11 protein-coding genes and 1 tRNA gene are annotated in these 10,086 nt (G+C 60.4%); 4 read left to right on the top strand and 8 right to left on the bottom strand.

Annotated elements, in window-relative coordinates; translation table 11 throughout:
- Positions 1-163: 163 nt before the first annotated feature.
- The 5 genes from DBR30_RS06570 to DBR30_RS06555 all read right to left on the bottom strand — a co-directional run bounded on the left by DBR30_RS06570 (position 164) and on the right by DBR30_RS06555 (position 3,073).
- Positions 164-655, bottom strand: coding sequence for an arginine repressor (locus tag DBR30_RS06570; protein ID WP_005339728.1), 492 nt, complete (start codon positions 653-655; stop codon positions 164-166).
- A gap of 200 nt (positions 656-855) precedes the next feature.
- Positions 856-1,320 carry an aspartate carbamoyltransferase regulatory subunit gene (gene pyrI / locus DBR30_RS06565; protein WP_005339730.1) on the bottom strand — a complete coding sequence of 155 codons (465 nt, stop codon included), beginning with the start codon at positions 1,318-1,320 and terminating at the stop codon, positions 856-858.
- Positions 1,321-1,335: 15 nt separating this feature from the next.
- The gene (gene pyrB / locus DBR30_RS06560; RefSeq protein WP_005339735.1) at positions 1,336-2,256 is read right to left on the bottom strand and encodes an aspartate carbamoyltransferase; all 921 of its coding nucleotides are present in this window, start codon (positions 2,254-2,256) and stop codon (positions 1,336-1,338) included.
- Positions 2,237-2,431 carry a hypothetical protein gene (locus DBR30_RS21060; RefSeq protein WP_133249581.1) on the bottom strand — a complete coding sequence of 65 codons (195 nt, stop codon included), beginning with the start codon at positions 2,429-2,431 and terminating at the stop codon, positions 2,237-2,239. Before DBR30_RS21060 ends, pyrB begins: the two co-directional genes overlap by 20 nt.
- 99 nt (positions 2,432-2,530) lie before the next feature.
- Entirely contained in the window at positions 2,531-3,073 is a 543-nt protein-coding gene (locus tag DBR30_RS06555) for a hypothetical protein (RefSeq protein ID WP_108588250.1), read from the bottom strand.
- Between the two features lie 201 nt (positions 3,074-3,274).
- Between DBR30_RS06555 and DBR30_RS06550 the strand changes: the two genes are divergently transcribed.
- A tRNA-Trp gene (locus DBR30_RS06550) sits at positions 3,275-3,351 on the top strand.
- Positions 3,352-3,495: 144 nt separating this feature from the next.
- On the opposite strand, the gene DBR30_RS06545 is transcribed toward DBR30_RS06550, so the two are convergent.
- On the bottom strand, positions 3,496-4,368 hold the full coding sequence (locus DBR30_RS06545; protein WP_108542290.1) for a LysR family transcriptional regulator: 873 nt from the start codon (positions 4,366-4,368) through the stop codon (positions 3,496-3,498).
- A 100-nt stretch (positions 4,369-4,468) separates the two neighbouring features.
- Between DBR30_RS06545 and DBR30_RS06540 the strand changes: the two genes are divergently transcribed.
- Together DBR30_RS06540 and DBR30_RS06535 are read left to right on the top strand one after the other, a co-directional pair.
- On the top strand, positions 4,469-4,966 hold the full coding sequence (locus DBR30_RS06540) for a lactoylglutathione lyase family protein (protein WP_108542291.1): 498 nt from the start codon (positions 4,469-4,471) through the stop codon (positions 4,964-4,966).
- 207 nt (positions 4,967-5,173) lie between these two features.
- Entirely contained in the window at positions 5,174-7,066 is a 1,893-nt protein-coding gene (locus tag DBR30_RS06535) for a methyl-accepting chemotaxis protein (protein WP_108542292.1), read from the top strand.
- 65 nt (positions 7,067-7,131) lie between these two features.
- Here DBR30_RS06535 and DBR30_RS06530 read toward each other — a convergent pair whose 3' ends face one another.
- Entirely contained in the window at positions 7,132-7,644 is a 513-nt protein-coding gene (locus DBR30_RS06530) for a lipocalin family protein (protein ID WP_040070068.1), read from the bottom strand.
- Positions 7,645-7,661: 17 nt separating this feature from the next.
- On the bottom strand, positions 7,662-8,564 hold the full coding sequence (locus DBR30_RS06525; RefSeq protein WP_019446575.1) for an AraC family transcriptional regulator: 903 nt from the start codon (positions 8,562-8,564) through the stop codon (positions 7,662-7,664).
- 157 nt (positions 8,565-8,721) lie between these two features.
- On the opposite strand from DBR30_RS06525, the gene yqhD reads away from it, so the two are divergent.
- Positions 8,722-9,885, top strand: coding sequence for an alcohol dehydrogenase (gene yqhD, locus DBR30_RS06520; protein WP_108542293.1), 1,164 nt, complete (start codon positions 8,722-8,724; stop codon positions 9,883-9,885).
- Positions 9,886-10,086 lie beyond the last annotated feature (201 nt).

Genomic DNA, 10,086 nt, shown 5'->3' with positions numbered 1-10,086 from the left:
TCTGCCTGAGCCTGGGCGCCGTGCTCTCCTGAGGGATAACAAACAAGATGAAACGGGAGCCTGCGGGCTCCCGTTTTTTATGGGCGCAAGAAGTGATGGACACAAAGTCGCAGGCAACAAAAAGGCGACCCGAAGGTCGCCTCGATGCATTCGATGAAAGGGGTTAGCGGGCCTGCGCCAGGGTGCGCACCACGGCGGCGTGGGCCTGACGGGTACGGCTGATATGGCGCGGCGCGACCAGCACTACATCGTTGCCCGCGACGGCGCCCATGATCTCGGGATTGGCGTTGCGATCCAGCAGGCGAGCCACCACGGTGGCGGCCCCCGGAGTGGTGTGGATCAGCACCATCTGCTGGTTGTGTACCACTTCGCGCACCATGTCGTGGATCGAGCGGGTACTGCCGGCGGGTTCCAGCTGCTCATCGACCAGGGTGTAGACCTTCTTGCCGTTGGCATTCTGGGCCTTGGCGACGCCGAGGCGGCGCAACAGACGGGAGATGGTGGACTGGCTGATGTCGGCAAAGCCGCGCTCCGACAGCTCGCGGCGGATCTCTTCCTGGGTGCTGTAACAGTGCTGACCGATGATCTGGCGACAGGCATCCAGCTGGGCCAGATCGGGCTCTTGGGCAACGGGACGACTGAGGGTTTTGACCACGGCGAATTCCTTTGATGATGTTCGGAGGTAAACGCGCGATATCTGCCATAGCAGTCAGTTATCAGGCAAAAACACTGATAATCCATCTATATGCAGGGAATGAGCGGGCATTACCATCTTGCGATGGCAAATTATAGCTGACTGGAAATTTGGTGATGTGACAGGGTTCAAAAATGGGCCCCGCGGGGCCCAATCAGATATCAGTAACGCTCGCTGACGATGTCCTGAGTGAAGGACTTCTCGCAATATTTGCACTTCATCCGCACCACGCCTTTCACTTCGCGCACCCGGAAGTAGCTGTCTACCGGCTCGTTGTGGGAGATGCAGTTGGAGTTGGGGCAGTGGAACACCCCGGCGATGAACTCAGGCAGCTCCAACTGGTGCTTCTTCACCACATTGAAGTCTTCGATGATGTTGACGGTCGCTTTCGGGGCGAACAGCGCCAGCTGATTGGCCTGTTGCTCGGTCAGACGGGTGTTCTCAATCTTGATGAGATCCTTCTTGCCCAGCGCGCCGGATTTCAGGTTGAAGCCGACGGTGATCCGCTCCTGGGTTTCGACCAGCTGGAACAGCTTGAGGATCTTGATGCCCTGGCCAGCGGGGATGTGATCGATGACGGAGCCGTGACGGATGGCTTCGACTTGCAGTTGGTTCTTGTCAGACATGATATTCCCCTAAGCTCAGACAGTTTCGTTCAGTACCAGTGCCAGCAGTGCCTGGCGTGCATAGACCCCGTTCTCCGCCTGCTGGAAGTAGCAAGCGTGGGGAGTCTTGTCGACCGCTACATCGATCTCGTCGACGCGGGGCAGGGGATGCAGGATCTTCATGGTGGGCTTGGCCCCTTCCAGGGTCGCCAGCTCCAGAATGAACTTGGCGGCCATGTGCTTGTATTCGGTCTCGTCGAAGCGCTCTTTCTGGACGCGGGTCATGTAGAGGATGTCCAGCTCCGGCATCACCTCTTCCATGGTCTGGTGGACGCTGAACTGGATACCCTTCTCTTCCAGCTCTTCGCAGATGTAGTCCGGCATCGCCAGCGCTTCCGGGGAGATGAAGAAGAAGCGGCAGTTGAACAGGCTGAGGGCCTGGGCCAGCGAGTGCACGGTGCGGCCATATTTCAGGTCACCGACGAAGGCGACGTTGAGGTTGTCCAGACGACCCTGGGTCTCATGGATGGTGAACAGGTCGAGCAGGGTCTGGCTCGGATGCTGGTTGGAGCCGTCGCCGCCGTTGATGACCGGCACACGGGAGAACTCGGAGGCCAGACGGGCGGCACCCTCTTTCGGGTGGCGCATCACCACCGCATCCGAGTAGGAGCCGATGATCTTGATGGAGTCAGCCAGCGTCTCTCCCTTCTTGGCGCTGGTGTTGCCACCGTCAGCGAAGCCGATGATGTTGCCGCCAAGGCGCTGTACCGCGGTCTCGAAGGAGAGGCGGGTGCGGGTGGAGGCTTCGAAGAAGCAGCTGGCAACCAGCTTGTCTTTCAACAGGCTGGTGTCAGGTTCAGCCTTCAACCGTTGTGCGGTTGAGACTACCAGTTCCATTTCTGACCGGGTCAGGTCCGAAATGGAGATGACATGTTTCTTATAGAGTGGATTGGTCATCGTCTGCATTCCCTTTGACATCATTGGAGGTTTTTCGGGCACAAAAAAAAGCCCCTGAAACAGGGGCTTTTTTTAAAAATAACTGGGGATCTTTGGGGTGGGAACCGGAAACAACGGGGCCGCTCTGGTGCGCACCACCCGTCTGCAAGGCTGTTTTCTGAATCAAAAACTGCATCGTTTCGTCCCGACCTTTTTCAAAACCGGACAGATTATAGGGCCGCTTTTTTAATTGTCAAAATTTTATTTCCGATGCCAATTTCAGCGTGAAAAACGTTTAAGTGGCGGAAAAATGACGACAAATCCACACCTTGTGCGTCTCTTGCAGCGATTCCCCATCGCGGGCCATGGCGCGCAAATAACCGAGTCTGTGGTGCCCTTCCAGCAGGCAGTAGGGGCGGGGCAGGGGATGATCGTTCGGGTAGCTGGCACCCTCCTCCGGCGCCAGTACGATGACAGGTTCGGGCCAGGTGCCGTCGCTCAGCATCTTCTCGCCGAGCCAGGAGCGGCGGACATAACGGTTGCTGCGCAGCATCTCCCCCCAGCGCTCGATCACCTCCATATGGCGGGAGTCCACCTGATCCACCAGCTGCGCGGTGGGCCAGCTTTCACAGGTGAACTGATGGCTGGCGAGATCGATAAAGCTCCAGTTGGACTCAAAACCGCGCCAATGGCGGTAAATCCACTGGGAGAGCACATTTTCAGGAATAAAGGGCACCAGCGGCGCGACCCGTTCAAGATAGGCGGGCAGGGACTCTGTCTTGCGTTCATCCCTGAAATTGAGGGGCGCCAGTTGTTGGAGCAATCGGTAATTGAGCATAAGTGGCCTCCCGGTACCTGATTTCACCCTACCCCCATTTATGTCCCATTCCTACCCCGGCAGGGCTGCAAATACAGCAAGTTATCCCGCTTTGCTGCACAAACAACCGCGACTTGTTCGGGATTTGTGCAATCGCATCGAAAGCGTAAAAAAAGCCTTTACCTTTGATCTCCACTTTGTATACTACGCCTCGTTTGTTGCAGGGGCGTAGTTCCAATTGGTAGAACAGCGGTCTCCAAAACCGATGGTTGCGGGTTCGAGTCCTGCCGCCCCTGCCATTTTCAGAAAGGCCAGCTCATTGAGCTGGCCTTTCGCATTTCCGGCGTTCGCCAATTGATCCCTCTCTCCTTTCTCTTCTCCTTCTTGCCGCTAGCCCTCGGTAACTGTGGTCACATTGATCTCGATGTCTGCCGCAAGAGCGTTCAATGTGCAGCAACCCGCTGTTTCAGGACGGTGACCAGCCGCTGGTGGCGGGCGGGGAGTGGCCACTCGGCGCGGTAGATCAGCCAGAGGGTGTCGATCACCTCAATGCTGCTCTGGATCACCCGGATCTTCTCCTGTTGGGCAAAGGCGGTGACGGCGAAGCGGGGCAGCACGGTAAAACCGAGGCCGCGGGCGACCGGCTCCAGGATCAGGCCGATCTGGTTGGTAAAGCCGCGCTGCGGGATCTCGTCAACGCGCTGGCCGGGGTAGCGTCGTCCCAACAGGCGTTGTGCCATGCTGCGGCCATCCGGGTGGTCGATAAAGCCGAGCTGACAGAGGTGCTGCCAGCTCTGCTCCTCGCCATCGTTGGGCACCACCAGGCAGAGGGGTTCGCGGGCGAAGGGCTCGGCGGCGATGCTGGGGTGTTCAGGCGGCTGATCCACCAGTCCCAGATCGCTGCGCCCTGCCAGTACCGCCTGCACTATGTCGGGGGTGGGGGCAAAGCGGTGCTGGATGGTGAGTCCGGGGTGCTCCTGTTGCTGGTCGAGCAGCAGGGGATAGAGCAGCAGGCCGATGCTGCCCGGGGTGGACAGGGTGATGGCGCCGCGGTGAGGGTCGTCGTCAGATAGACGGGCTCGCAGCTGTTCGGCGGCCTGCGCCTGCTGGCGGGCGAAGTCGAGCAGCACCAGCCCGCGCGGGGTGAGCTCCAGCTGGCGAGGCTTGCGCAGCAGCAGGGGGCCAAATTCGGCCTCGAGGCGCGAGATATGCTGACTGACGGCGGCCTGGGTGAGATCCAGCCGCTCGGCGGCACGGGTAAAACTGCCGGTTTCATGCACCACCACCAGGGTATGGAGCCAGAGTGGATTAACCATAAATTTAATTTATGCCTTCCATTAGTTTGACCTTATTTTTCATTATGTCGCCCCTTCCTATCATGTCACCTGTTTCCCACACACAATTTCAAGGTGACGTATGACTTACCCGCGCAACTTCTCCCACATCGGCATCACGGTGACTGACCTCGACAAAGCGGTCGAGTTCTATACCAAGGTGATGGGCTGGTATCTCATCATGCCGGCCACCACCATCAGCGAGGATGACTCTGCCATCGGCGTGATGTGCAACGACGTGTTCGGCCCGGGTTGGGGTTGTTTTCGCATCGCCCACCTCTCTACCGGCGACAAGATCGGCATCGAACTGTTCGAGTTCCCCAACAGCGAGCGCCGTGAGAACAACTTCGAATTCTGGAAGACCGGGGTGTTCCACTTCAGCGTGCAGGATCCGGATGTCGAGGGGCTGGCGGCGCGCATCGTCGCAGCGGGCGGCAAGCAGCGGATGCCGGTGCGCGAGTACTACCCGGGCGAGAAGCCCTACCGCATGGTCTACATGGAAGATCCCTTCGGCAACATCATCGAGATCTACAGCCACAGCTATGAGCTGACCTACTCCGCCGGTGCATATCAGGGGTAAGTGACAGGCCGCCTTCGGGCGGCCTGCTGCTTTGTTGTTACAAGAGTCAGTAGCATGGAATAGCGATCTGGTTCACACGAATAGCGCGTTCTGTTGTTGATAGATGGGAAAATATACAGATTCACTAAAGTCTGTTCATATTGCGGCCGATAGCCTTTGATACATCAGGGTTTTCCCTGCCTGACACAACAACAAGGATTCGTCGTCATGACCCTCTCTCTGCGCGGCAAGCTGCTGGCCACCAGTCTTGGCGTAGTGCTGCTGATGGCATCACTGCTCGGCATCGTTGCCTTTCACACCCTAAAATCCCGCACCATGAGCGCCATCCAGAGCGAGGCGGTCAACTATGGCCACGCCTACTCGGTCGCCATCGGCGAATGGATGACGGATCGCAAGAACACCGTCCATGCGCTGGTCAACCTGATCAGCGATAACCCCCAAGCCGAACTGGTGCCCCACCTGAAGCAGGCCTACACCTCCGGCGGCTTCGGCCTCACCTATTTTGGCTCCGCGCAGGGGGTGATGACCCGGCAGGATCCCTCCCTCAATACCGGCAACTATGACCCGCGCGAGCGCCCCTGGTATCAGGATGCGGTGAAGGCGGGGCAGCTGATCGTCACCGCCCCCTATGTCAGCGTCACCATGCAGAAGCTGGTGGTCACTCTTTCCGAGCCGGTGCGCCATCAGGGCGAGCTGGTTGGTGCCGTGGGGGCCAACCTGGCGCTCGACAAGCTGATCGACGAAGTGCTGGCGATGAAGGTGCAGGGTGAGGGCTACGCCATGCTGCTCGACAGCAGCGGCCTCATCGTCGGCCATCCGCAGAAGGATCTGGCGCTCAAGCCCATCGCCGAGCTGGCGCCGGGACTCTCTGCCGCCACCTTCCAGCAGTGGGGCCGTGAAAACAGCGAGCTGCACGCCGCCACCCTCGACGGGCGGGATGTGCTGCTGGCGGTACAACCGGTACCGGGCACCGACTGGCTGCTGGCCATGGTGATGTATCGCGATGTGCTGGAGGCGCCGCTCAGCAGCCTGCTGTGGGAGCTGGTGGGGCTGACTCTGGTGCTGATGCTGGTGTTCAGCGCCCTGCTCACCGCCACCTTCAAATACCTGTTCGCCGATCTCGGTCGGGTCGCGCACGCCCTGCACGACATTGCCCACGGCGAGGGGGATCTCACCGTTCACATCAACACCCACAGCAAGGATGAGGTGGGTCAGCTGGCCCAGAACTTCAACCAGTTCGTGGCGCGGCTGCACGGTATCGTCAGCCGGTTGCGGGATGTGACCGTCGAGCTGGCGGCACAGTCTCGCGCCCAGGCGACCGGGGCGCAGGCTCGCAGTCAGCGGGTGCGCCAGCAGCAGGACGAGATCGTGATGGTGGCGACCGCGGTGACCGAGATGGCTTCCGCTACCCAGGAGATCGCCGGCAACGCCGAGTTTGCCGCCACCACCGCCACCGATGCGGTCGCACTGGCGGTCGCTGGTCAATCCCAGGTTGGCCAGAGTCAGCGCAGCATTACCGGTCTGGCGGACGAAGTGGCCGATGCCAGCCAGATCATCAATGAGCTGGACAGCCATGCCCAGAAGATCAGCGGCATTCTGGCGACCATCAGCGGCATCGCCGAGCAGACCAACCTGCTGGCGCTCAACGCCGCCATCGAGGCGGCCCGGGCCGGTGAGCAGGGCCGTGGTTTTGCGGTGGTGGCGGACGAGGTGCGGGTGCTGTCACGCCGTACCCACGACTCCACCGACGAGATCCAGCAGATGATCGAGACCCTGCAGCAGACCACCCGTCGCGCTGTGGGTGGTATGGAGACCAGCCGTCAGCTGGCGGGTACCAGCGTCGAGGATGCGGAAGCGGCCAACCAGAGCCTTGCCCGGATCAACGAGGCGATCGGCTCCATCAGCGACATGGCGACCCAGATCGCCGCAGCGGCCGAGGAGCAGACTTCAGTGACCGGCGAGATCAGCCGCAATACCGAGAATATTCGCCACGTCTCGCAAGAGCTGGCCGAGCAGGCGGGCAACGAGGCGGCACAGGCGGCCGAGCTCAAGTCGCTGACCGAGCGGCTGGAGCAGGAGATCGGCCGCTTCCGGCTCTGACATCCCGCCACGCCAGCAACAGAAAGGGCAGCCCGCGGGCTGCCCTTTGTTATTTCACGACTGGCTTAAGGGTTCTGCTTGACCCAAATCAGCTGGTCGGTGGCAAAGCCCAGCGATTTCGCTTTGGCGACCAGCGCATCCACCTTCGCCTTGGGCGGGTTGGGTGAGCGGGAAAGGATCCAGAGGTAGTCGTGGTTGTAGCTGGTCACCAGCGAGAGCTGATAATCGGGGTCGAGGTCGATGACGTTGTAGCCGCCGTAGAAGGGGCCGAAGAAGCTCACCTTGAGCCGCGCCTCGTCAGGACTATCGACGAAATAGGCCTTGCCCTCGGCTTCGCGCCAGCTGCCATCGCTCTGCTTGCCGCGGTTGAGCACCTTGACGCCGCCATCGTCCCGCAAGCTGTAGGTGGCGCTCACCTGCTCCAGCCCCCGCTCGAAGCTGTGGTCGAGGCGGGCGATTTCGTACCAGGTGCCAAGATAACGGTCGAGCTGGAAGCCGGTAACGGGGCGAATGCCGTCGGCAATCCCGGTACAGGCCGTCAGCAGTAAAGCGGTGAACAGGCAAAGCAGTGAACGCATAAGTAATCCCTCTCTTGTTATCCCTCAATGATGCGAAGCTGGCCATCCCGGAAGCGGGAGGCCTGATCCGTCGGCGTGCTGCCGAAGAAGCGCTTGTACTCCCGGCTGAACTGGGAGTTGCTCTCGTAACCGACTCTGGCCGCCGCGGTGCCCGCCTTGATGCCGTCGTGCAGCATCATCATCCGCGCCTTGTGCAGGCGAAACGACTTGATGTACTGCAGCGGCGAGGTGGCAGTGACCGCCTTGAAGTGGTGGTGAAAGGCGGAGACGCTCATGTTCACCTCTCGCGCCAGCTCCTCCATGGTGAGGTTGTCGGCATAACGGGACTCTATCATACGCAGCACCCTGGCGATCTGGCCCACATGGTTGTGGCGATTGGCGAGCGCCTGCAGCGCCGGGCCGCCCCCCTCGGTGAGAGCGTGGAACAGCATTTCCCGCACCGTCTGCGGCCCCAGCACCCTGGCGTGCAGCGGGTTGTCCATCAGCTCGATCAGCCGCTCGGCGGCGCAAAACATGGTTTCCGACAGGGGAACCGAGTGGACGCCGCTCTTTTGCGGCGCGGGGGCGGGCAGGGCATCGCCCAGCTCCAGCAGCAGCTCTTGCAGGGTGACCAGATCGATCTCGATGGTAAACCCGATAAGCGGCTGCTCAGGGGAGGCGAAGCACTCGCACTCGCAGGGGAGCGGCAGGGTCATCAGCAGGTAGTGGTTGGGGTCGTAGCGAAACACTTGATCCGCCAGATAACCCACCTTGTGTCCCTGCAGGATAACGATCATCCGCGGTTGGTAGAGCACCGGGGTGCGGCCATGATGCTCGGTGGTATAGATGAGGTTGACCTGTTTCACCGGTGATGGGGTGATGCCGGGTGCGGTGACGTGGCGGGTCAATCTGGCGGCGAGGTCGCTGTAACGGTTTTGCATGTGCGCTCTTTGATTCGACAGTTCCGGTTTTTGCTGCTTTGTAGAAATAGGCAAGAATCAAGCAGGATGTTGTCTTGATGGTAGTGTGGTTCTGGAGAAAAATGCAATCACGATTTCGCGGCCAGGCCGCCCTGACTATCAGAAGAAGGCAATGTCGATGAACAACTTTACTCTCCATACCCCGACCAAAATCCTGTTCGGCCAAGGGCAGATCGCCCAGCTGCGCGAGCAGCTCCCGAGCGATGCCCGCGTCATGATCACCTATGGCGGCGGCAGCGTGGTACGCAGCGGCCTGCTGGAGCAGATCCGTAACGAGCTGGCTGGCATGACCCTGTTTGAATTTGGCGGCATCGAGCCGAACCCGGCCTACGAGACCCTGATGGGCGCCGTGGAGCTGGCCCGTGCCGAGCGGGTCGACTTCCTGCTCGCCGTTGGCGGCGGCTCGGTGCTCGATGGCACCAAGTTTATCGCTGCTGCCGCGCACTACGATCTGGCCAAGGATCCCTGGCACATTCTCGAAACCGTCGGCAGCGAAGTGCGCTCCGCCATCCCGCTCGGTTCCGTGCTGACCCTGCCGGCGACCGGTTCCGAAATGAACATGGGCGCCGTCATCACCCGTCGCAGCAGTGGCGACAAGGTGCACTTCTTCTCGCCGTTCGTGATGCCGCGCTTCGCCGTGCTGGATCCGGTGCTCACCTACACCCTGCCCGAGCGTCAGGTGGCGAACGGAGTGGTGGATGCCTTTGTTCACATCGTGGAGCAGTACCTCACCTATCCGGTCAATGCCAAGGTGCAGGATCGCTTCGCTGAAGGCTTGCTGCTGACCCTGATCGAAGAGGGCCCCAAGGCGCTGGCCGAGCCGCAGAACTACGAGGTGCGCGCCAACATCATGTGGAGCGCCACCATGGCGTTGAACGGCCTGATCGGTGCCGGTGTGCCGCAGGATTGGGCCACCCACATGCTGGGTCACGAGCTGACTGCCCTGCACGGCATCGACCACGCCCAGACTCTGGCGGTGGTGCTGCCTGCCCTGCTGCAGGCCAAGCGCAAACAGAAACATGCCAAGCTGCTGCAATACGCAGAGCGGGTGTGGGGTCTGAACAGCGGCAGCGAAGCGGAGCGCATCGATGATGCCATCGCCGCGACCCGCGACTTCTTCGAGCGGATGGGGGTCAAGACCCGACTGCGCGACTACGGTCTGAAAGATCTGGGTATCGACACCCTGATCGGCAAGCTGGGTGAGCACGGTATGACCCGTCTGGGCGAGCACGGCGATATCGATCTGGTGCAGAGCCAGCATATTTATGAAGCGGCCTGGTAAGGGCCGCCAATCGGTGCCAAACGGGCGAAACGATTGAATTGCCGGGGCCCTCTCCCGCCTTCTGGCGGCTGAGTGGCCCCGCTTTTGTTGGGAAAATGTTACTTTTCGGCGTTTCGCTGCGAGAAGTGAGACGAAAGTGGATTTCGTAAGAACAAAAAACGCTAAGATAGAGGGCCGGTAAAACATTTTTTTTGACTGGTT

This window comes from Aeromonas sp. HMWF017 (assembly GCF_003061465.1).
Lineage (GTDB): Bacteria > Pseudomonadota > Gammaproteobacteria > Enterobacterales > Aeromonadaceae > Aeromonas > Aeromonas veronii.
This window is presented reverse-complemented; position numbering and strand designations above follow the sequence as displayed.

Bases quoted from the DNA above. Each gene is read 5' to 3' on its own strand.
- yqhD (WP_108542293.1), top strand. From the start codon at position 8,722: ATGAACAACTTTACTCTCCATACCCCGACCAAAATCCTGTTCGGCCAA.
- DBR30_RS06540 (WP_108542291.1), top strand. From the start codon at position 4,469: ATGACTTACCCGCGCAACTTCTCCCACATCGGCATCACGGTGACTGAC.
- DBR30_RS06535 (WP_108542292.1), top strand. From the start codon at position 5,174: ATGACCCTCTCTCTGCGCGGCAAGCTGCTGGCCACCAGTCTTGGCGTA.
- pyrI (WP_005339730.1), bottom strand. From the start codon at position 1,320: ATGTCTGACAAGAACCAACTGCAAGTCGAAGCCATCCGTCACGGCTCC.
- DBR30_RS06525 (WP_019446575.1), bottom strand. From the start codon at position 8,564: ATGCAAAACCGTTACAGCGACCTCGCCGCCAGATTGACCCGCCACGTC.
- DBR30_RS06555 (WP_108588250.1), bottom strand. From the start codon at position 3,073: ATGCTCAATTACCGATTGCTCCAACAACTGGCGCCCCTCAATTTCAGG.
- DBR30_RS21060 (WP_133249581.1), bottom strand. From the start codon at position 2,431: ATGCAGTTTTTGATTCAGAAAACAGCCTTGCAGACGGGTGGTGCGCAC.
- pyrB (WP_005339735.1), bottom strand. From the start codon at position 2,256: ATGACCAATCCACTCTATAAGAAACATGTCATCTCCATTTCGGACCTG.
- DBR30_RS06530 (WP_040070068.1), bottom strand. From the start codon at position 7,644: ATGCGTTCACTGCTTTGCCTGTTCACCGCTTTACTGCTGACGGCCTGT.
- DBR30_RS06545 (WP_108542290.1), bottom strand. From the start codon at position 4,368: ATGGTTAATCCACTCTGGCTCCATACCCTGGTGGTGGTGCATGAAACC.